A 23456-nucleotide genomic window follows, 5' to 3' on the forward strand; every position below is an offset into this window, starting at 1 on the left:
GATCTAATTAAGTTTGTACTCCTCGTCCACAATGGATTGATGTGTAGTCTTCCCTGTCTCTATCAGCTCAATTCCTTTTTTCATCAAAGGATCCTCTTTTTGGTAGGCAGCCCAGAATGCTTCTTCTCCAAAGAAGTTACGGATAATATAGGCATACATTACATTCTCCAGCAACTCACTCGATTCCTGAACATAGTAAGGCCTTCTTCTGATACCGTTATGATCTGCAAAGCTCACCAGGTTTAACAGCAACGGTTGTTGCTGCAAATACCGGTAAAGTTCCTGCCAGGTATCGAAACTATTCAGCTTTTCACGGTTCATATCAGAATAAAGCATCGCATATTTCTCATCTAACCGGTTATTCACTACCATATTATAATAGGGATTTATCCCCACGGTATCCCGGGGCACAAAGATATCAGGCATAATACCACCTCCGCCGTAGACAGTCCGGCCTCCTGCCGTCTGAAAAGGAGTGAGATGGTTAGACACCGTATCCACGTTGACATAATCACCTTCTATATAACGGTTAATAGCCTCCATTTCGTATTCATCATACCTTCCCCTTTCATATCCGCGCTGGATAGATCTACCCGAAGCTGTATAATAACGGGCCACAGTGAGCCTCACGGCCGAACCATCCGGAAAATTACGTTGCCCCTGCACCAGTCCTTTACCAAATGAGCGCCTGCCTATCACCAAACCTCTGTCGTGATCCTGGATAGCTCCGGCAAAGATCTCACTGGCCGAAGCACTAAATTCGTCGATCAATACCACGACATCGTCTTCCTTGCAAGTTCCCGATCCATTGGCATAACTATCGGTTCTTGGAAAATTCCGCCCTTGGGTATACACAATCAGGTCTCCCCTGTTCAAGAATTCATTCACCATGGCTACCACAACATCCAACGATCCTCCTATATTTCCTCTCAGATCGATCACAAAAGAATTAGCTCCCTGGCTTTTTAATTTGGATATGGCAGAGATGAATTCGCTAAAGGTGTTAAAGCCGAAGTTTTTCCCCAATTTAATAAAACCGATCTTATTCGTCAACATATAGGCTGCATTGACGCTGTTCATGGGGATATCTCCCCGGGTAACGATGATTTCACGCAAGTAGTCGTCACCGGGTCTCAGAATCCCCAGTTTCACTTCCGAGCCCATTTCACCGCGTAGTTTTTCCATCACTTCTTCATTGCGCAGTTTTGTTCCCGCAACTAAAGTGTCGTTTACTGTCACAATCCTGTCCCAATGTATAATACCTGCGGCCTCAGACGGGCCACCCGGTACGATACCTGTTACTACAATGGTATCCCTCAGGACATAAAAATTAACGCCAATCCCTGAGAAATGGCCTTCCAGGTCTTCGTTCACCCGTCGCATATCGGTAGCAGAGATATATTCTGAATGAGGATCCAGTTCCCGGATAATATTGGGCAGTGCGTCCTCTACCAATTGGCGCATATTGACCGTATCGACATACGACTCCCTGACATAGTTCAGCACAGCATCTATCTTTCCGGATCCTTCTATATTTCCCGAACGTCCAAACTGACTATATCTGCTTCCGATAAATATCCCCAATGCAATACCAACGCCTACCCATAAAGGCAGCCATATCCGGGCCTTCTTTCCTGCATTCATCCAATCTCTCCTCTTTTATTTGTCGGTTTCCACCGAAACGAGTTCAACATTGGCTCTTCTTAACAGTTCAATTCCATCACTCAACCGATAATTTTCAGCAAAAACTACTCTGCTTATACCGGCTTGGATGATCAACTTTGCGCACTCAATACAAGGTGAAGAGGTGACGTAGAGTGTGGCCCCGTCACTGCTGTTATTAGAGCGTGCCACTTTAGTGATTGCATTTGCCTCGGCATGGAGCACATAAGGCTTAGTCACATCATTCTCGTCCTCACACACATTCTCAAACCCCGACGGAGTACCATTGTAACCATCTGAAATGATCATCTTATTCTTCACCAGGAGCGCACCGACCTTTCTTCGTTTGCAATAGGAGTTTTCCGCCCATATAAAGGCCATTCGCATATACCGCCTGTCAAGCAATTCCTGCTTTTCCTCGTTTTGTTCCATGTCACATCAGATTGCTTTCAAACTCATATCGAGACTTTTCACAGAGTGAGTCAGTGCCCCCACCGATATGTAATCTACCCCTGTTTCGGCATATTTGCGTATTGTATCGATAGTGATCCCACCCGAAGATTCCAACTCCACATGTTCATTCACAGCCTTCACAATCTTCACTGCATCGAAGGTTTGTGCAGGAGTAAAATTATCAAGCATGATCCTGTCCACTCCACCCACGCGGAGCGCCTCTTCAAGTTCATCCAGGGTCCTTACCTCTATCTCAATTTTGAGTTTTTTATTTTTCTCTTTCAAATAATTTTGTGCACCACGGATAGCATTTTCGATCCCTCCTGCAAAATCGACATGATTGTCTTTCAACAGGATCATATCAAACAGTCCTATCCGGTGATTCTCTCCTCCTCCGATCTTGACAGCCTGTTTTTCAAGGATACGCATTCCCGGAGTAGTTTTCCGGGTGTCGAGCACTTTTGCGGATGTACCTTCAAGCAGTTTCATATAACTGTTGGTTATGGTAGCAATACCGCTCATGCGTTGCATAATATTAAGTACAAGCCGCTCGGTCTGCAAAATGGAGCGTACCTTTCCCGATACCACAAAGGCTATGTCTCCCGGTTTAACATATGTCCCATCTTGAAGAAAAACCTCTACTTGCAACGCCGGATCAAAGGTATGGAATACTTCAATCGCTATATCTACACCGGCAAGTATACCTTCCTGCTTAATAAGCAATTTGGATTTCCCTTCTTCTGTCTCCGGGATACTACAGAGGGTGGTGTGGTCTCCGTCTCCGATATCTTCTGTAAAAGCTAATCGGATAAGGTTATGAATTAACTCTTTTTCTGTCATACTAAAAACGATACTGCTCCGCTATACCATAAAACAAACAATATGCCCGTTTTGTTATTTTTTTACAAGAATTTTAGTGCAAAAATAAGAAATAAACAATTATATTTGTCCTTAAAGACTGCTTTTTTCGTTTTCTGAGGCCAAATTACTCATATTCTGTAGTTATTCAGTAGTTGTTCAATGGTTATTTGACAATAACACGAAGTGAACATCCCGCAAGGCAGGAAATAACAACGAAGTCGGATAACAAGAGCGAAGCGAACGAATAACAATTAAATTGAATGAAAATTATTTTACTTTCCATAGGCAAGACCGACGACCCTCTTTTTTCACAAATCATAGAAGAATACAGAAAGAGGGTCAATTACTATATTCCGTTCGAGATGCAGATTATTCCCGATATAAAAAACACAAAAAATCTCTCTGAAAAAGAACAAAAAAAGCAGGAAGGGGAAAAACTGCTGAAATGGCTGCAACCGTCCGACTATGTTATACTGCTCGATGATAAGGGGAAACAATACTCCTCCGCAGAGTTCGCCGGATATATAGAGAAAAAGAGTTTTTCCGCTACTAAGCTGTTGATTTTTGTTGTAGGAGGACCTTATGGATTTTCTGATGAGATCCGGGAAAGGGCAAACGAAGCTGTGTCGTTATCCAGAATGACTTTCACCCATCAGATGGTAAGGTTGATCTTCACCGAACAGCTTTACCGTGCGATGACCATTTTACAGAATGAACCTTATCATCACGAATAAATTCTTACTTTTGCAGTAATTTGTAGTAAATTCAATCATAAATTAAATATGTCAAAAAAGAAAACAATCCTTACTGTCATGTGGGTCATCATCGCACTGATTGCAGTTGCATCAGTTATTTCCCTGATAGTATTTCCCCGGTGGAAAGGTTTTTTTTTAGCGGGAAGTGGCGCCTTTCTTATTTTGAATCTCCTTCTGTCGTTGTTTTTTATCAGCAAGAATGTCAAAGAGTAACTGTTAGAGCTTGAACTCAAAAGAAAGCAGGTCAAAGATTTCTTTCTCCTGCGGATCGACAGAGTATTCAAAATCGGCTACCAACCACATCACCTTTTCAGCGTTATCGGGTGAGAGTCTACCAAAGAACTTCAGCGTATTCAATGCCGATTGGCGCAGTAGCAACGATTCATTTTTCAGATCGGCTTTTGCTCTTTCCAATAACTCTTCAGACCGGATCCGGTTTATTGCGTCAGACCGGATTATGCACAACCTGGCAAAAAGCCAATATCCGGTAGTCCGGATGGTTTCATCTTTATTTCCGGTCCATTCCTGCACCAATTCATCGGCATAAGACAACTCCTGGAAAAGATTTTTACAAACCTGTTCACGGATCTCCTGATTGGCTGCACCCTGGACCCAACGCTCGGCATCTTCCTTAGAAAAACGGACAGGCGGACAGAGCATTGTCGCAAGTATCTTCAACTCACGCACATCCTCTTTCCACATTATTTCCGCCAATACTTTATCCGGCACGTATCTGGCTGCGATTTGTTTGAGTCGGGGGACATCCACCCCGAAATTCATACGATATCCTACTCCTTTCGACCGCATACTGGCGGCAGTCACACCATTCATCGACATCCGCAGATCGGCCCGTATATTACGTAAAATTGTCTCCATTGCTTATTCTGTTTGGCTACAAAATTACGCTATTCAGAAATAAAACAATAATTTTCAAACATTTTTCACTATATTTGCAGAATATGTGATATGCCTTGGAAAAGTTCAACGAGTTATACTATTCTCTCGGCTTTTATTATATTTGCATTATAATTAAAAATATATAAATGATGAAACTCCTCTTAATCAGTAACTCCACCAATCCCGGTGAAGGATATCTGGAGTATCCCAAAGACCGGATCAAAGAATTTCTGGGGGACAAAGCAAATAACGCCATTTTTATTCCTTATGCAGCGGTCACTTTTTCTTTTGATGAATATGAAGAGAGAGTGAATGCCCGTTTCGCCGAAATAGGTCATCATGTCACAGGTATTCATCGCTTCATCAATCCTGTGGAAGCTATTGAAAATGCCGATGCCATTGTTGTCGGAGGCGGGAACACGTGGCAGTTGGTAAAAATGCTTCAGGAAAAGGGACTGATGAAAGTGATCCGTAAGAAGGTGAAGAAAGGCACCCCATACATCGGTTGGAGTGCCGGTTCCAATATAGCCTGTCCGACTCTGAGGACAACCAATGATATGCCAATTGTAGAACCTCTGAAATTTAAAACCTTAAAATTGGTTCCCTTCCAGATCAACCCTCATTATCTCGACGATCACCCGGCAAATCATGGTGGTGAGACCAGAGAGGTACGCATCAGGGAATTTATAGAAGTAAATCGTGATATTTATGTGGTGGGACTTCGTGAAAGCACCATGCTTCTTGTAGAAGATGACGGGATGGAACTGATAGGTCCCCGTAAGGCTCGTATTTTCAAATATGGACAGGAACCGATGGAGCTTTCCAATGAAGATGATTTCAGTTTTCTCCTGCAACGAAAATGAGTACTGGACATAAAGACCTGCAACCACCGGCTACGTCGATATTCAAACGAATTATCAACGACAGCAGATCATTGGGAATACTTTTACTGTTATGCACTTTCTTCTCATTGATCTTAACAAATATCGAAGGGATAGGGAACCTTTATTATAATTTCTGGGAAATGTCAATTCCCGGATTTCACGATCTGCATTTACCCCATACGATCATTCATTTCGTGAATGACGCCCTGATGACGTTATTCTTCTTTCATGTAGCCATCGACATAAAAAGGGAAGTAACCAAAGGGGAACTCTCGTCTTTTAGCAGGATGATGCTCCCCACTGCATCTGCGTTGTTCGGAGTAGCTTTTCCGGCAGTTATTTTTTCCGTAATTACTGCCGGTACAGCCTATTCAAACGGGTGGGCCATACCAACCGCTACAGATATTGCTTTCACCCTCGGCATGATAAGCCTGTTAGGAAAAGCGGTTCCTCATTCCATGAAAGTATTTCTGACAGCATTAGCCATTATAGACGATCTGTGCGCTATTCTTATTATCGCGCTGTTTTATGGTTCTGCACTTTACCTTATCTGGCTGGTGGGAGTAGTAGTTGTAGCTCTTGCGATCTTTCTTATCAACCGTCATTTTCAGCATAAATCCGTTTATTATATTACGGTCGGACTGGGATTGGTCATGTGGTATTGTATGTACCGGTCAGGTATTCATGCCTCATTTGCCGGGGTAATACTTGCTTTTATCATTCCGGTAAGTAAGATGCCTGCATTTGAGAAGAGGCTCGGTCTTCCTGTTAATTTTATCATTGTCCCTATCTTCGCACTGGCCAACACCAGTATTTTGATTTCACCGACAGCCATATCCGGACTTACTTCTCCTCTTTCTCTCGGAATTATCCTGGGTCTGTTCCTGGGAAAACCGATAGGTATCACACTGGCCGTTTATCTGATGGTTAAGCTTCGGTTGGTTAGGTTAGCAAATATCCACTGGGTACAGTTTATAGGAGTCGGTATATTGGCAGGTATTGGTTTTACCATGTCTATCTTCGTATCGAATCTTTCTTTCCCTGACGACAAGATGCTGAAGGATATCGCGAAACTGTCGGTACTGATCGCTTCGGCCCTGGCAATGATCGTAGGCTATATATGGCTAAAAGCATTTTCCCGCGAAAAAGAAGAAGTCGATACATAAACAAACGACTCTTTTCCTCTTTATGGTTTCAATTAATTTGTTTTTCTGTAATTTACAATTGCCCAGCCGTTAAGACATACGGCAAACCCCGCCATAATTAAGAAGTGGCGCCATATGTGTTCGAAACTGTTCCCCTTCAACACAATCATCCGCATCACTTCGATAAAATAAGTGACGGGACTGCTGCGTGCAATGATGTAAGCCCAACGGGGCATACTGTCGATCGGCGTAAACAGTCCGCTCATCAATATAAAGATCATCATAAAGAAAAAAGCGACAGACATGGCTTGTTGCTGCGTATCGGCATAGGTGGAGATTAATAATCCCAATCCAAGTATCCCCACCAGATATACAGAAAGATACCCGTAAAGTAACAACAGATTACCGGCCGGAACAATACCGTAAACCGGCCAGGCAATGCCGAATAATCCAATGGTGAATATAACCATTCCAATGACCCAGAACGGGATCAATTTCCCCAGAAGGAACTGGTGTTTTTGAACGGGAGTGACGTTGATTTGCTCAATCGTACCCACTTCTTTTTCCCTGACAATATTCAGTGAACATAAATAGTCGACCCTTAAAAAGCATTCAATAGTCTATAATACAGTAAAATAGTAGATATTTTCCTTGGTTATATCTGCAAGTTTTCGTAAATTTGAGATATAAATCTTGCAGAAAATCATGCTGGCAAAACAACAAGACCGTTCACAACACTCATTGTTCTTTTCACTGGAAAGCACATTGAATCATAAGCACCCGCTATTCATTCTGGCCAATAAAATTGATTGGGAGATGTTTGAAAGAGAGTTCTCACCCCTGTATTGTCCCGATAACGGACGTCCGGCGAAGCCCATTCGCCTGATGGTGGGATTATTGATCCTGAAACACATCCGAGATCTCTCGGATGAAAGCGTGGTGGAACAATGGAGTGAAAACAATTACTACCAGTATTTTTGTGGTGAACAGGAATTCCAACCTCGTGTTCCTTGTGAAGCGTCAGAACTGGTTCATTTCCGTCACCGCATCGGCAAAGAGGGTATTGAGCTGATCTTAAGGGAGAGCATCCGTATCAATGGTAAAGACTCGAACGACAAGGACGTTTACATCGACACCACTGTCCAGGAGAAAAATATCACCTTCCCCACGGATGACAAACTGGCAAAGAAGATTATCAAGAGGTGCTGGAAGATAGCAGACAGGAACAGTTTGGATTTGCGCCAAAGTTACAGGCGAATCCTGAAAGATCTTTCCTACGATCAGCGCTTCCGAAATCACCCACGAAACAAGGGTAAAGCCAGGAAAGCGGATAAGAAAGTGAGAACCATAGCCGGACGGCTGGTACGCGATGTGGAAAGGAAGCTGGGTACCATGGTTGATGGTTACCGGAATGAACTGGACCTGTACAAGCGGGTACTGGCCCAGAAGAAGAAAGACAAGAACAAGATTTATTCACTGCACGAGGTGGATGTGCAATGCATCAGCAAGGGGAAAGAGCATAAACTGTACGAGTTTGGAAACAAGGTATCCATCACACGAACCGGCAGCGGTGTAATTGTTGGAGCACTGAGTTTTAGAAATGAATTTGACGGGCACACGCTAGACAAGGCTATCGAGCAAGTGGAGAAGTTGACTGAAAGAAAACCCCGAAACGGTATCTGCGACAGGGGGTACCGGGGAAGAAGTAAAGTCAGGGATACACTCATCCACATCCCCAAATCCTTTTCAAAGGCTCTAAGCACCTATAGGAAGAATAAAGAGAGAAAGTACTTCCGCAAGCGGGCAGGTATTGAGCCGGTAATCGGACACCTGAAAGAAGATCACCGTCTCTCCCGCAATTACTACAAGGGAATCACCGGGGAGCAGAGTCAAGCAGCAAGTGCAATTTACATTAATTGTTTGTAAAACTCAACTTTTGGTGTGCTGAAGCTTAATTTTTCTCTTGGTCGATTGTTCAATTTATGCTGTATTTGCTTTAATCTCCCCGGGGGATAGTCCTTGAATGATGCCCCCTTGGGGATGTATTGCCGGATGAGTTTATTAGCATTTTCAATCGCTCCTTTTTGCCACGATGAATAGGGGTCTGTAAAATATACGGGGACTCCCAGTCTTTTAGTTATCATTTCATGGGCGGCGAACTCCGTGCCGTTATCCGTGGTGATGGTCTTTATTATATCCTTGTAGGGTAGCAGCATGTTAGCAAGCACTTTTGCCACCTCCTTGGAGTCCTTGCCCCGGGGCAGTCCCCTGGTCATTACAAGGTTCGTTTTCCTTTCCGTTACCGTCAAGATCACCTCCGATTGATTGGCTCCTATTATCGTGTCCATTTCAAAGTCACCGAACCGGCTCCCGTCGGCCTCCACGGGCCTTTCCCGGATGCTTCTCCGGTTGGGGATGCCCTTGACTGACCCCACCGGCCTCTTGCGGTGCTTGAGCTTGTGGCGGCAATGCGTGTAAAGGTCACCCCCGGCTATTTTGTCCTCCCGGATCCACTTGTAAATGGTCTCGTGGGAAACCCGGATTTGCTTGTATTTCTCCAAATATCCGCTGATCTGCTTGGGAGACCATTCATCACGGACAAGCCGGAACACCTTCTGTTTAATCCACTCCGGGGTGTCCCTGTTCCCGGGCAAACGCTCCTTTCTCTCTTGTGCCATCTCGTGAGCCAAGCGCCAGGAGTAACCTCCATGTTTCTTCTTGTTACGACCCAGTTCCCTGGACACCGTTGAAGGACTGACCCCTATGGACTCTGCGATGGTTCGCTGGCTGTCACCATTTTTTATACCTAAATAAATCGCGTACCTTTGTTCTGAAGTTAACTGTTTGTATTTTTTTCTCATAAGCAACATAATAGTTAATTTTAGGGAGACTTCGGTCTCCTTTTTCTTTTATGTTGCCGCTTGACTCTCCTCGGGGGCTTCGCGCCCCCGGCCGTTAGGCAAACCCCCGCGGTGTTTTTCATGATTGTTTTGAAGAAATCATTTCAAAAAACAACACCCGGGTGTTGCACTTCTAAGTTGAACTTAGACCTTCACTGAATGGAAATATGTAACTTTACCACCTCGATATTCATTTAACAATTGACATCAGCAATGAAGCAATTTCTGTTCTTCACGTTGGGTTGTATTATCATAACCTCAAGCCTGCAGGCACAACAACTCAAAGGCATTATTGTCAATAAAAAAGGAGAACCTGTTCCAAACTCAACCGTCTATATCTACGAAATTGCCAAAGGAATTGCTGCCGATAACCTCGGCGAATTTCAAACCACCCTTGAGCCGGGGACCTATGCGTGTGAATTTCGTTCCCTCGGATACGAGAGTGTCAAGAAAGACATAATAATGGGAAAGGAAAACCGGACTATCCGTGTGGAACTTCAGGAAACATCCTATATGCTGAAGGAGGTGGTGATTTATGCTACCGCCAGTAATGAAGACCCGGCCTACCGTATCATGCGCAAAGCAATTGCCCATGCCCCTTATTACCGTTATCAGATAAAAGAATATACATCGGAAGCCTATATAAAGGGAAGCCTGACCATCGATAAGATCCCGGGAATCCTTAAACGCGCCATGAAGGTCAACGACAATAACTTCGACATCAACTCCATCATAGGAAAACCACTGGTAATGGAATCTAAAAGCAATATTCACTTTACATCACCCGAAACTTACCAACAAAATGTGGTTGCACTGAAAAGTTCCATTCCCAAAGAGTTCAATGTGGACAAGGGATTGAGTATTATGACTTCAAGTATCTATAACGCTGAGCTGAACGGGAGAATCTCCCCGCTCGCTCCCGGAGCATTCAGGTTTTATGCCTTCAAATTGGAGAATGTGGATTACCAGCCCGATCATATCATCAACAAGATCAAGGTAACTCCCAGAAAGAAAAACCCCAACCTCTTCTCGGGTTATATCTACATCCTGGAAGATACATGGAACGTATATATTGCCGACCTCGTTGCAAGTGAACTGGGCACTACCTTGCATTACCGCATCAACTACCATCAGGTACAGCCTTCGGTCTACTTGCCCACCACCTACGATGTAAGTATGACTATGAATACGATGGGTGTAAAAGGATCGGGAAAATACTATGCATCAATGAAATATAATTCAGTCCAGGCAGATAAAACCCAAAATCCTGTCGCCATCAATGAAACAGCATTGCCGGATGAGTCTGAGGAACAGAAAATACCACCTAAAAAACAGAAGATATCGGATGAGTTGGAGAGGCTGGCCCAAAAGGAAGAACTCTCTACCAAAGAGGCCTATAAAATGTCGAAACTGATGAGCCGGATGGTGGAACCGGAAGAGGTGAAAGAACAACGGGAATCGCTCGAAATAAAAGATATTGAAAAGGTAAAGATGAAAGTGGACACGCTGGCATGGAAGAGAGACTCAGCTTTCTGGACAAATATCCGTGAACTTCCGCTTCGGGAAGATGAGTTGAGAAGTTACCAGATAAGGGATTCATTGTCGGGTGGCGACACTGTTTCTGAAACATCCCGAGATAGGAATGAAGTGGTACTATCGATTGACGAAAATCCGAAAACCGTGTTCGGAAAAATTACGCAGGGAGGCGTATGGAAAATGAACCGGGATCTTTCACTCCGTTACGGGGGATTAATGGGTGGATTGAGAGAATACAATTTCACCGACGGACTTTGGCTTGGACAAACCCTTTCCTTGAATTGGGCCATCGATAAGAACCGGAATTTCTCGGTTTCCCCGTCGCTCTACTACGCCACAGCACGAAAAGAATGGTTATGGCACGTTTCCACCTCATTGAATTATGCACCTATGTCCCTTGGACGGTTTCATCTCTCGGCAGGGCATATATCCCGTGATGTAAATAGTCAAAACGGGGAGTCGAGACTGATGAACACCCTTGCAGCCATCGACCTGGGACAGAATTTCATTCGCTTTTACGACAGCCGGTACGTCAAAGGCGACCATTATATAGATATTGCCAACGGACTGCATCTGTACACCAGTGCGGAAATAGATAAACGGTCGATCCTGCGTAACCGTACCTCGTTTAATTTTATCGGCAAAGATATTCCTGAAAATATTCCCTCCGACGCCACTTTATATCCCAATCATACAGCCACAAATATTACGGTGGAACTCTCCTATACTCCACGATACCGCTACCGCGTGAGAGAAGGCCAAAAATGGTATGTCTCCACCAAATATCCTACTTTTTCAGTTGCATACAAAAAAGGAGTCGATCTTTTCGCCGACAATTCTGGACCACTTTATGACCGAATTTCCACATCAATCTCTCAAACTATTAAAGTCTCCCCTTTCGAAGAGATCGATTACCTGTTTTCGGGCGGCACGTTCTTATCATCCGACAGGTTATACCCGAATGATTTCAAATATTTCAGGAATAACCAAATGCTGTTCACTGCGTCCGATTTTAACCGGAGTTTCAACCTTCTGGGACCTTATACCGCTTCCGGGAAATGGTGGATGGAAGGACACCTGAATTATCAATCGCAGTATCTCTTTCTGAAAAACCTGCCTTTCCTGCAACGTTTCTCATTCGATGAAGCGTTCCATTTGCATGGCCTGTCCACTGAAAACAGGAAATACTATCTGGAGGGCGGTTATTCCATAGGGTTCCTGGGTTTAGGCAGGGCAGGGATTTTCACCGGTTTCACCGATAAAAAGTTCGATCGTTTCGGTGTAAAGTTAAGCTATCCGCTTTGGAATTTTATGGAAAAGCCATTGAAATAAATTTCTCCACGACCATAACCTCCGATTTTACCAGTTTTTTATCGGCAAAAAAACTGGCAGGAATTATTGATTTGACAAAAAATTGATCCTAAAACTAATAAATCATAATATTTTATTTTAGTCACCGATAAATAAAAACAAAATGTCTTTCATACCCTTCAAATAGATTTTTTTTAATAGGATATATTATCTATTTATAGGCTGTTAAAATGTCAATTTGATAGTTTAGAATAAAAATATATTTTCTATTTTTGCGCAAATTTATATATTATAATATATTAATGGGTGGAAAACTTTTTTGGCGTCAAGATAAGTCCGGAATAAAAATCACAACTGTCTCTTTTCTGATAATCGAAGTATAAGGTAATGTTTTTAAAGACAAGACAGTTTTTCTGTGTTGCAGTTTATTTTTTTGTAATATAAACAATATTTAATTATTAATTGATTAAAACAATAAGAATGAAAATGAAGAACTTTAAGAGTTTGAAAGGATTGTTCATGTTCCTTTTGTGTATGTACGTATTTACCGTTTCTGCACAAAACCTGACAATCCGCGGAGTTGTAACAGACTCGTATAATGAACCGGTTATCGGAGCCACCGTAGTCGTGGAGGGGAATACTTCACAAGGTACAGTAACCGATATCGATGGAAATTTCACATTGCCTAATGTGCCTGCAGATGCCAGCTTAGTGTTCAGCTATGTGGGATTACAAACGCAAACAGTTGCCGTGAACGGGCGCACAACTATAAACGTTACACTCAACGAAGATTCCGAATTGCTGGACGAAGTTGTTGTAACGGCTCTGGGTATCAGACGTGACAAAAAAGCATTAGGATACGCTATTCAGGAGGTAAAAGGCGAAGACATTGTGGCTGCACGCGAATTAAACGTAGCCAATGCCCTCTCCGGAAAAATATCGGGATTACAAGTCATCCGGTCCAACAACGGCCCCGGCGGTTCTTCTAAAATTGTGATCCGTGGGAACAATTCGGTTACAAACCTGAACCAACCGTTGATCGTGGTAGATGGCGTACCTATGGATAACTTTACCGGGGCTAAAAACAACGACTATTGGAATCCCAGTGCCGACATGGGTAACGGTTTATCAGATATTAATCCTGAAGACATTGAGAGTATGACCGTATTGAAAGGAGGATCAGCTGCCGCACTTTACGGGTCGCGTGCAGGAAATGGTGTGATCTTAATCACCACTAAAAGCGGGCGAAAAACGGACGGATTGGGAATCACAGTTTCTTCTTCAATATCTGCCGAATCTATTTTCATGAACCCTGAATTGCAAAACACGTTCGGTCAGGGGAGTCAGGGTGCTTACGACCAATTGTCGCCACTCAGTTGGGGTCCCGAAATCACCGGTCAGGAATATACAAAATGGAACGGTGAAACAGCAAGAATGCAGGCTTATGACAACATCAACAATTATTTCAATAAACCGGGTATCAATCTGACAGAGAACATCGCTTTCTCACAGCAATATAACAATGTATCCGTATATACCTCACTGGGACGGACCGATGACTGGAGTAAAATTCCGGGAGCAGACCTGAGTCGTACGAATCTGACAATGCGTGCAACCACTCAATTCGGACCGGATGACCGCTGGAGTACGGATGCCAAAATACAATACATTTCAACCGATGCCCGTAATCGTCCGGTCGGGGGAAGAAACGCATCAAATCCATTCTTCACGATGTATGCTTTGCCCCGTTCTCTCGATATCCGTGATTTCAGTAATCCGATAAATGAGCAGGGAAGAATGGTCTGGTATCAAGGGGGCACCACTCCTCAAATCAATCCTTACTGGTTGACTAAATACAGATTGAGCAATGATGTTCGTGAACGTTTCTTAATGCAGGGTTCGTTGAAATATCAATTTACCGACTGGTTAAACGGGGAAATCAAAGGGGGAACTGATATGTATTTTACTGAATATGATAACAGGACATACGGAAGAAGCCCACTCTCCGATACCGGACGTTATAGCTTCGGACAAGATAAATTCTTCGAAAATAATTTTAGTGCCCTCCTTTCTGCGCAAAAAGACAATGTTTTTGGTAAATGGGGACTCGGAGGTTCATTGGGAGGTAACCTTATGCACCGGAAAAAAACCGGAATAACCGCTGGACCGGATGAATTACTTGTTCTTAATCTTTTCACATTCGGCAATTCAAAAAACAAACTGGATGCCGAACGTGAATATAATGAAAAGAAGATCAACTCAGTGTATGGTACCGCACAGTTGAATTACGGCGGATATTTGTTTATCGATGGGACTTTCAGAAACGACTGGTCTTCTACGCTGCATCCGGATAACCGATCGTTTTTCTATCCCTCAATCAGCACCTCCTGGGTAATAAGCGACATGTTGAACACTGAAGGAAAGGGCATGCCGTCATGGTTTACCTATGCCAAAGTACGTGCATCTTTCGCACAGGTAGGTAACGACCTCGACCCCTATCAGCTTTACAATACTTATAGCATTGGTAAAGACCCTGAAAATAACGCGACAGCCGGAACCAATAATACATTGTATGATCCTACCGTACGCAGTGAGTTAATTTCGTCGTGGGAAGCAGGAACCGAACTCCGCTTTTTCAATAATCGCCTGGGATTTGATTTCGCCTGGTACAAGTCGAATGCACATCGTCAATTACTGAACCTGCCGATGGACCCGTTGAGTGGATACAACTTTAGAAAAATCAATGCAGGTAACATCCAAAACCAGGGGATTGAGTTAATGATCAATGCCCGTCCGGTGGAAACAAAAGATTTTGCATGGAACATACAGGCTAATATTTCCAAAAATAAAAATACGATCATAGAACTGACGGACGACGTAACACTCTATGAATTGGGAGGTTATGACAACCTTAAGGTCTATGCTACGGCAGGAGGGGCTTATGGCGAAATTTACGGGACAAAATTCAGAAGGGTTACCGACGAAAATAGCCCGCATTATGGGAAATTGATCGTGGACGGAAATGGACTTCCGCTCGGAACCACGGAAAGCGAAAAAGTCGGAGATCAGCAAGCCGATGTATTAATCGGATTAACCAACTCTTTCCAGTATAAAGGTTTTTCATTTAGCTTCCTTATTGATGCACGTATCGGAGGAGATATTTTTTCTGCTACAAACTTGTACCTGCAAAGTGCCGGAACAGCGGCTGTAACAGCACCCAATGGAAAACGTGAAGAATTTGTCGTGGAAGGAGTTTATCTTGATAACAACCAGCAATATCAGGTAAATACAACGCAGGTAACACCCCAGCAGTATTGGGAACGTGTAACTACAGCGACCGGAAATCTCGGTATTTCCGAAGCAAATATTTACGATGCAACAAATATACGCCTGCGTAACGTACAGTTAAATTACGACTTTAACCGTTCATTATTGACCAATACTCCATTTACCAGATTAAGAATGGGAGTTTCTGTAAACAACGCGTTAATGCTTAAGAGTCATCTCAAAGGAGTAGATCCCGAGTCGGTATTTGCCATTGGCACTAACGCCGTAGGTTTTGAAAATACGGCTCCTCCTACTTCACGGACATTCCTTTTTAACGTAACATTCGGTTTCTAATAAATTAAAATGACAACAACAATGAAAAAAAGGCAAATATTATATACGTTTTTAGCTGCAATCATGTTATTGGGTGCTTGTTCCGATTTTGAGGACATAAACAAAGATCCCAATGCAGCGAATGAGGATGACATTAAGGTGCAATACATATTAAATAAAGCGATCACCGATGCCCAACAAGATCCGCACATTGCGGAACGGGCTTTCGTATTGTACTGGAGACGGGCCGGACGGCAAGATCGTTCGGGCGGCATCAACCTGGGAACATACAACAACGATTGGAGTTCCGATTACTATCGTTATGTATCCGAATGGATGAGATCGGCCACACAAGCAGTGGATTTGGCCGAAAAGCAAATTGAAAAAGATGATTTTGCGGTAGAATATGACCGTCAGATGGCTAAAAACCTCAAAGAGGTGGCTCGTATTTGGAGAGCATATCTAATGAGTGAGTTTTCCGATAACTTTGGTCCACTTCCCATTGAAGCTTTCAAAGGAACCAATCCGGAATTTTCAAGCGTTAAGGATGTGTATTATTTCCTGCTTGACGAACTGAAAGACGCGGCAGCCAATATAGATGTGAATGTAACACCCCAGGACGTGGATAAAAAATTTGACCGTGCATATGAATTCAATTTCTCAAAATGGATCAAATATGCCAACTCAATGCGTATGCGCCTTGCAATGCGTTTATCGGAAGTGGACGAAGCAAAAGCAAAATCTGAGTTTGAAGATGCTGCACAAGGTGCACTTATCCTTGAAGCAGGAGATATGTTTTCTGTACAGGAACGTGATGGATGGGATCCTCTTGCAGGAGTTATGTCCAGACCGTGGAACGCTTTATTGATGAGTAATACGCTTAACAACCTTATGATTAACTTAGGTGGTATAAAATCAGCAGACCAGTTGGACGCTTCCTATTCCTCTTACATTAAACCCCAGGGATATATGGGTGTTAGATATCAAAACCAATTTTCCACCTACACGAACGATCCTTCAATCGGTTTTGTTTTCGATGGACTCCATTACTCTATTGATCCCAGGGCATATCAACTTTACTCTATCCCGGGTGATTTCAGTAACTCTAACGCTCAATTTACATCAGAAGATGACTTAGGCCCTATTGAAAGGTCTATTTTCGCCGACAAAGACCAGAAAGAGGAAATAGCCAAAATAAATCTTGCGTTTACCTGGAATACGATGCCCGGGGGAAGTTGGGGTGATATGTCTGCTATGAATCAGGTAATCGGTTCCCTTTACAACCCAATCCTTGTTAAAAAGTACAGGAACCATTCACAAAGACGTGTATTCTTTGCCGCCTGGGAAACTTATTTCTTATTGGCAGAAGCTTCCGTAAGAGGTTGGACAACACCTGTAGCTGCTAAAGAGGCCTATGAGAGGGGAATAAAAGCAAATTTGGAATACCATGGGATTGATAAGTTCTATGATTCGTATATCGCATCTACCGATTATAACCGCGTTGGAACCTCTGTAAAATGGGATCATACTACAGAACCACCCTCGACGGTTGAGGTGGATATTATAAACGGTTACACCAAGCAACCCGCCAAATATGCTTATACATACCCGGTGGCGAGCCAAACATCCTACGGTAAAGCGCTGAACGATCACATGACTAAGATCATCACCCAAAAGTTCATTGCCCAGAACCCGTGGTTACCACTTGAAACATGGAATGATTATCGTCGTTTGGGTCTTCCATTCTTTGAAAACATGGTAGTTGAAAATCCGTTGACCGACTTACCCGCATTAACTAAGGACAATGTGAAGACGACACAACAACGTGCATTTTTCCCGCAGCGTCTTAAATATCCGGCTTCACTTGAAAACAGTAATCCTGAAGGATATAAAAAAGCCGTGGAATTGCTGGGTGGTCCCGATGCTGTGTTAACACCGCTTTGGTGGGCTAAACACTAACTGGTAGTTTAATTGATTGAAAATAGGAGGAATTTTTTAATTCTTCCTATTTTATTTTCTGACCTCTCGTATCAATTACATAGCGGTCGGCATCATAATACTTTAGATCCGATTATTATCATGAAATATTTCAACTGATCCTTCCCCATTCGTAGCGGTTTCCACCCAAACGGCCCAATTGTTGCTTTAATACCAGATGCTCCGGTTGTTCCAGTTTAGGGTCCTTTTCAATAAGGTCTTCCGCAATCTCCCGGGTAAGATATAGAATATTACTGTCTTTTACCAGATCAGCAATCCTGAGGTCGAAAGGGATACCGCTCTGTTGGGTTCCTTCCAGATCGCCCGGGCCCCGCAGCTTCAGGTCGGCTTCGGCAATGACAAATCCATCATTACTTTCGGTCATGATCTCCATCCGCTTACGGGTATCGGATGATATTTCATAAGGTGTTATCAGTACACAATAGGACTGGTCGGCTCCCCGCCCTACCCGCCCCCGCAACTGATGCAATTGCGAGAGACCGAATCGCTGCGCACTTTCGATCACCATTACACTGGCATTAGGTACATTCACACCAACTTCAATTACAGTTGTAGATACCATGATCTGCGCTTCATTGACCACGAACCGCCGCATTACTTCATCTTTTTCGGCAGGCTTCATTCGTCCGTGCATCTTACAGACGTTGAACTCGGGGAAAGCTTCCTTGACATGCAGGTATCCTTCCTCCAGATTCTTCAGGTCGAGCTTTTCACTCTCTTCAATCAATGGATAAACGATATATGCCTGCCGGCCCACACGGATCTGCTCACGGATAAACTCATAAAGTGCACCCCGTTTCTTATCGTACCGGTGAAGCGTTTGTACCGGCTTCCTGCCCGGCGGTAGTTCGTCGATCACCGACACATCCAAATCGCCGTAAACCGTCATTGCCAGCGTACGGGGAATAGGAGTGGCGGTCATCACCAGCACATGTGGCGGCTGATTGTTTTTTGTCCATAATTTTGCCCGTTGCGCCACCCCGAAACGATGCTGCTCATCGATCACTACAAACCCGAGATTATTGAACTGCACGGTATCTTCAATCAAGGCATGCGTTCCGATAAGGATGTCAACCTCACCCGATTGGAGGCCGGCATGGATCTCGTCCCGTTCCTTCTTCTTCGTGGAACCGGTCAGCAACTCCACCCTCAAGTCCATTCCCGAGAGCATCTCGCTAAACGTTTCAAGATGCTGCGACGCCAGGATCTCGGTCGGCGCCATCAGGCAGGACTGGTAACCGTTATCAAGCGCAATCAGCATGCACATGATCGCCACCAACGTCTTACCGCTACCTACATCTCCCTGCAGCAGACGGTTCATCTGTTTCCCTGATGCGGTATCTTTCCTGATCTCTTTAATTACCCTTTTCTGTGCGTTGGTCAAAGGGAACGGAAGTTTTTGCTTATAAAACGAATTGAGATGATCCCCCACTCTCCTGAAGATAAAACCGTTCAACTTCCCTTTCCTTTCCGAGGCATAACGAACAATATTAAGCTGGATATAGAAGAGCTCTTCAAATTTCAGGCGATACTCCGCATCACGTAATAAAGGAGCTGATTTCGGAAAATGAATATTCTCCAACGCGTCATGGAACGGCATCAGCTTGACCTCTTTCACTACATCGGACGAAAGTGTTTCCGGTAGCCGCTCTTTAATCAACCCGAAAGCATTGTCGATGATCTTCTGCATCGCCCTGGAGTTAAGATAGTGGTTCTTCATCTTCTCCGTGGTGTTATACATTGCCATCAACCCTTCAGGGCGATCCGACTCATTCATAAAAGGATCGATATCGGGATGGGCGATATTCCACTTGCCATTGAACAGGGTGGGCTTACCAAAAACTACATATTCCTGATTGAGTTTGTACTTCCCTTCTATAAACCGTATCCCCTGGAACCAGACCAGATCCACAAAACCGGTACCGTCGGTAAAGTGTGCTACCAACCGTCTGCGACGTCCCTCGCCAAAGGATTCGAACGCAGTGATCCTCCCTTTCAACTGAATATAGGCCATCGAGTTATCGATCTCGTGGATATAATAAATCCTGCTCCTGTCAATATAGCGGTAGGGATACCACCTCAGCAGGTCACCGACCGTGAAGAGATTGATCTCCTTATTGAGGATCTCTGCCCTTTTGGGTCCAACACCGGGAACGAATTTTATGTCAGTCTGAAGAATACTCATTATTGTTACGTACTATACGTTCCAGATCACGTTCTTCTTTCCGCTGCAATATAATTGATTTAACATACTCTTTTTATGCAGTATAGTATTTTTATTGCAAATTTTTATCACCTTCCAAGTTGCAAGTTTTTCGCAAATGTAAACAAAAATGAGAAACAGTTCAAACTATTCCTCATCGCTCATTTCTCAATCAGCCTGATCGAATCACACTCGTCACTCTAAAAAATTACCAGGCGAAGAGCGGATATTGCCGCATGGTGGCATTGACCTTTTCACGCACCGACGCAATTGTTCTGTCGTTTTCCGGAGCCGAAAGCACGGTATCGATCATCTCCACGATCTCACCCATCAAGTCTTCCTTTGCCCCACGGGTGGTGATGGCAGGTGTCCCGAAACGCAATCCCGACGTCTGGAAAGGGGAACGGCTATCGAAGGGTACCATATTTTTGTTGACAGTGATGTCGGCTTCCACCAATACCCTCTCACCTACTTTACCGGTAAGATCGGGGAATTTGGTTCGCAGATCCACCAAAATGATATGGTTATCCGTTCCTCCGGATACCACCTTATATCCCTTGTCTAAAAACGCCTGCGCCATCCGGGCGGCATTCTTCTTTACCTGCGCCTGGTAGATTTTGTATTCGGGCTGTAACGCTTCGTAGAAAGAAACCGCCTTCGCGGCGATCACATGCTCCAGTGGGCCGCCCTGCATACCGGGGAATACGGCTGAATCCAGAAGAGCCGACATCATTTTTACCTCTCCTTTCGGGGTGGTGATACCCCAGGGGTTTTCAAAATCTTTCCCCATCAGGATCACACCCCCACGCGGACCTCGTAGGGTTTTATGCGTTGTGGAGGTGACAATATGGGCATATTTCACCGGATTCTCGAGTAATCCGGCAGAGATCAATCCAGCCGGATGTGCCATATCGACCATAAAAATTGCGCCGATTTCATCGGCCACCTTGCGGATACGGTCATAATCCCATTCACGGGAATAGGCAGACGCTCCGGCAATGATCAGTTTAGGGCTTTCTTTACGTGCCGTCTCTTCAAGTTGATCATAATCGATCTGTTGATTGTCTTCACGTACATTATATTCCACCGGTTGGAACATCAATCCTGAAAAATTGACCGGAGATCCATGTGTCAGGTGTCCCCCGTGCGAGAGGTTCAAACCAAGGAATTTATCACCGGCCTTCAAACAAGCTAGGAACACAGCGGCATTTGCCTGTGCACCGGAATGAGGTTGGACATTAGCCCATTCAGCACCGAACAACTCCTTCAGCCTGTCAATAGCCAGTTGCTCACTCATATCCACCACCTCACATCCGCCATAATAGCGTCTTCCGGGATAGCCCTCAGCATATTTATTGGTCAATACCGACCCCATGGCCTGCATCACCTGGTCACTCACAAAATTTTCGGAGGCAATCAGTTCAATACCTTTCAACTGCCGCTCACGCTCTTTCCCTATGATCTCTGCGATCTGCCTGTCTTGGTTCATTCGAATATTTTTTAAAAGAATTGAGTGCAAATATAGTGATTTTTGCGGCACAGAATGGAGCCGGAACAGAATTAACTCACTATATTTGCATTTTATGGATGCAACCATAATTCGATTAGTCACCTTATAAATTAGAATAAAATGAAACGAACAATTTTTATTATCATTCTGCTTGCCGCACTGACTATCCAGTCGGCAGAAGCACAGGAAACCAACTATATTAATATTTCGGTCGATGCCGGTTTAGTAGCGAACACAAGCCGCGACAAGAAATTCGGCTTGGGCGGTACTATCGGCTGGCTCACCCAGGACAACCTGCTTTCGCTCAACTCCAATAATTACATCTCTTTGAGTGTAAAAGCTTTCAACAATCCTTACGGGGAAGGTAAAATTCTTTCCAGCATCAAGAATGATGCCGACGATGCATTCAACTATATCATGCCGCTGGCGGGCTATCGTTTCACCCAAGAAGGTATCTCGGACGGTTTTTTCGTGGAACCGCGTATCGGGGCCGTATTCGGCGCCAGCTATGCCGGATTGGCTTTCTCACCCATAGCCGGTTATGCCGTGCAACAGTTCAATTTTTCCATATACTGCGATATGGGATTCGCTGGTAAAGAGAGTGCTATCCGCAAAAAGAGTTTCTTCACGCCGGGTATCAGCGTTGCATATAATATCAGCCTAAATTAAAACAGGAATGAAGAAAGCACTAATTACCGGAATTACCGGCCAGGACGGTTCTTATCTTGCCGAATTACTTCTGGAGAAAGGATATGAAGTACATGGCACATTGAGACGTTCATCCTCCTTCAATACCGGCAGGATAGAACACCTCTACCTTGATGAGTGGATCCGCGATATGAAACAACGGCGCCTCATCAATCTGCACTATGCCGATATGACCGACTCCAGTTCTCTTATCCGTATCATCCAGCATATTCAACCCGACGAGATATACAACCTGGCCGCACAGAGCCATGTGAAGGTAAGTTTCGACGTGCCCGAATATACGGCTGAAACCGATGCAGTGGGAACCCTGCGACTGTTGGAGGCCGTGAGGATACTGGGATTAGAAAAGACGACACGCATTTATCAGGCTTCTACCTCCGAACTATATGGATTGGTACAGGAAATACCCCAAAAGGAAACTACTCCCTTCTATCCCCGCAGCCCTTACGGGGTGGCGAAACTGTATGGATACTGGATTACGAAGAATTACCGGGAGTCATACGGAATGTTCGCGGTGAATGGTATTTTGTTCAATCACGAGAGCGAACGCAGGGGAGAAACATTTGTCACCCGGAAAATTTCACTGGCGGCCGCCCGTATCGCACAAAATCTTCAGGATAAACTGTACATGGGGAACCTGGATGCGAAACGCGACTGGGGTTATGCGCCCGATTATGTGGAATGTATGTGGTTGATGCTGCAACATGAGGTACCGGAAGATTTCGTGATCGCCACGGGTGAGATGCACAGCGTACGGGAATTCTGTACGCTTGCATTCGCCGAAGCGGGAATAGCGCTGCGATGGGAAGGGGAAGGCGCCGCCGAAAAAGGAATAGATATGGCTACAGGGCGTATATTGGTGGAAGTCGATCCAAGATATTACCGTCCGGCGGAAGTAGAGAAATTATTGGGAGACCCTACCAAAGCCAAAACCCTGTTGGGATGGAATCCACGAAAAACATCATTCGAAGAACTGGTCAGACGAATGGTGAAAAACGACATGGAGACTGTGAGAAAACTCTCCCCGTAGATT

Annotated in this window: 17 protein-coding genes and 1 pseudogene; 10 read left to right on the forward strand and 8 right to left on the reverse strand. The window is 44.3% G+C overall.

What is annotated here, in order from left to right; genetic code table 11:
• Positions 1–3: 3 nt before the first annotated feature.
• From PSM36_RS12935 to nadC, 3 genes are read right to left on the reverse strand one after another with little or no spacing between them, the layout of a single operon-like run.
• Positions 4–1644, reverse strand: coding sequence for a S41 family peptidase (locus PSM36_RS12935; RefSeq protein WP_076931285.1), 1641 nt, complete (start codon positions 1642–1644; stop codon positions 4–6).
• 15 nt (positions 1645–1659) lie between these two features.
• On the reverse strand, positions 1660–2094 hold the full coding sequence (locus PSM36_RS12940) for a dCMP deaminase family protein (RefSeq protein ID WP_076931286.1): 435 nt from the start codon (positions 2092–2094) through the stop codon (positions 1660–1662).
• Between the two features lie 6 nt (positions 2095–2100).
• Positions 2101–2955: a carboxylating nicotinate-nucleotide diphosphorylase gene (nadC, locus tag PSM36_RS12945; protein WP_076931287.1), complete on the reverse strand. Its 855-nt coding sequence runs from the start codon at positions 2953–2955 to the stop codon at positions 2101–2103.
• A 281-nt stretch (positions 2956–3236) separates the two neighbouring features.
• Here nadC and rlmH point away from each other — a divergent pair, with 281 nt between their 5' ends.
• Positions 3237–3710 (forward strand): 23S rRNA (pseudouridine(1915)-N(3))-methyltransferase RlmH, encoded by a 474-nt coding sequence (gene rlmH, locus PSM36_RS12950; protein WP_076931288.1) that lies wholly within the window; start codon positions 3237–3239, stop codon positions 3708–3710.
• Between the two features lie 48 nt (positions 3711–3758).
• The gene (locus tag PSM36_RS17390; RefSeq protein ID WP_139224172.1) at positions 3759–3944 is read left to right on the forward strand and encodes a hypothetical protein; all 186 of its coding nucleotides are present in this window, start codon (positions 3759–3761) and stop codon (positions 3942–3944) included.
• 3 nt (positions 3945–3947) lie between these two features.
• On the opposite strand, the gene PSM36_RS12955 is transcribed toward PSM36_RS17390, so the two are convergent.
• Positions 3948–4607, reverse strand: a complete 660-nt coding sequence (locus tag PSM36_RS12955) for a DNA alkylation repair protein (protein WP_019541251.1) — start codon at positions 4605–4607, stop codon at positions 3948–3950.
• 170 nt (positions 4608–4777) lie between these two features.
• Here PSM36_RS12955 and pepE point away from each other — a divergent pair, with 170 nt between their 5' ends.
• Positions 4778–5491, forward strand: coding sequence for a dipeptidase PepE (pepE, locus tag PSM36_RS12960; RefSeq protein WP_076932253.1), 714 nt, complete (start codon positions 4778–4780; stop codon positions 5489–5491).
• On the forward strand, positions 5488–6678 hold the full coding sequence (gene nhaA, locus PSM36_RS12965; RefSeq protein ID WP_083711055.1) for a Na+/H+ antiporter NhaA: 1191 nt from the start codon (positions 5488–5490) through the stop codon (positions 6676–6678). Before pepE ends, nhaA begins: the two co-directional genes overlap by 4 nt.
• A gap of 32 nt (positions 6679–6710) precedes the next feature.
• Here the strand turns inward: nhaA and PSM36_RS12970 are convergent, their stop codons facing one another.
• Positions 6711–7214, reverse strand: a complete 504-nt coding sequence (locus PSM36_RS12970; RefSeq protein WP_232001446.1) for an ABC transporter permease — start codon at positions 7212–7214, stop codon at positions 6711–6713.
• Positions 7215–7362: 148 nt separating this feature from the next.
• On the opposite strand from PSM36_RS12970, the pseudogene PSM36_RS12975 reads away from it, so the two are divergent.
• Positions 7363–8541 (forward strand): annotated as a pseudogene (locus PSM36_RS12975) (IS5 family transposase); the annotation flags it as partial.
• Between the two features lie 23 nt (positions 8542–8564).
• Here the strand turns inward: PSM36_RS12975 and PSM36_RS12980 are convergent.
• A complete protein-coding gene (locus PSM36_RS12980) occupies positions 8565–9518 on the reverse strand; it encodes an IS30 family transposase (protein ID WP_076931996.1) in 954 nt (317 codons plus the stop codon).
• A 252-nt stretch (positions 9519–9770) separates the two neighbouring features.
• Between PSM36_RS12980 and PSM36_RS12985 the strand changes: the two genes are divergently transcribed.
• The 3 genes from PSM36_RS12985 (at position 9771) to PSM36_RS12995 (ending at position 17963) form a co-directional block, all read left to right on the forward strand.
• The gene (locus PSM36_RS12985) at positions 9771–12425 is read left to right on the forward strand and encodes a DUF5686 family protein (RefSeq protein WP_076931290.1); all 2655 of its coding nucleotides are present in this window, start codon (positions 9771–9773) and stop codon (positions 12423–12425) included.
• A gap of 459 nt (positions 12426–12884) precedes the next feature.
• Complete coding sequence (locus tag PSM36_RS12990) at positions 12885–16025, forward strand: SusC/RagA family TonB-linked outer membrane protein (protein WP_083711056.1); 3141 nt, start codon at positions 12885–12887, stop codon at positions 16023–16025.
• Between the two features lie 21 nt (positions 16026–16046).
• Positions 16047–17963: a SusD/RagB family nutrient-binding outer membrane lipoprotein gene (locus PSM36_RS12995; protein WP_076931291.1), complete on the forward strand. Its 1917-nt coding sequence runs from the start codon at positions 16047–16049 to the stop codon at positions 17961–17963.
• Positions 17964–18093: 130 nt separating this feature from the next.
• On the opposite strand, the gene recG is transcribed toward PSM36_RS12995, so the two are convergent.
• Together recG and glyA are read right to left on the reverse strand one after the other, a co-directional pair.
• Entirely contained in the window at positions 18094–20190 is a 2097-nt protein-coding gene (gene recG / locus PSM36_RS13000; RefSeq protein WP_394333057.1) for an ATP-dependent DNA helicase RecG, read from the reverse strand.
• A gap of 223 nt (positions 20191–20413) precedes the next feature.
• The gene (glyA, locus tag PSM36_RS13005) at positions 20414–21694 is read right to left on the reverse strand and encodes a serine hydroxymethyltransferase (RefSeq protein ID WP_076931293.1); all 1281 of its coding nucleotides are present in this window, start codon (positions 21692–21694) and stop codon (positions 20414–20416) included.
• 141 nt (positions 21695–21835) lie between these two features.
• On the opposite strand from glyA, the gene PSM36_RS13010 reads away from it, so the two are divergent.
• Together PSM36_RS13010 and gmd are read left to right on the forward strand one after the other, a co-directional pair.
• Positions 21836–22384: a hypothetical protein gene (locus tag PSM36_RS13010; protein ID WP_076931294.1), complete on the forward strand. Its 549-nt coding sequence runs from the start codon at positions 21836–21838 to the stop codon at positions 22382–22384.
• Between the two features lie 7 nt (positions 22385–22391).
• Positions 22392–23453 (forward strand): GDP-mannose 4,6-dehydratase, encoded by a 1062-nt coding sequence (gene gmd, locus PSM36_RS13015; RefSeq protein ID WP_076931295.1) that lies wholly within the window; start codon positions 22392–22394, stop codon positions 23451–23453.
• Positions 23454–23456: the final 3 nt, after the last annotated feature.

It is taken from the genome of Proteiniphilum saccharofermentans (assembly GCF_900095135.1).
Classification (GTDB): domain Bacteria; phylum Bacteroidota; class Bacteroidia; order Bacteroidales; family Dysgonomonadaceae; genus Proteiniphilum; species Proteiniphilum saccharofermentans.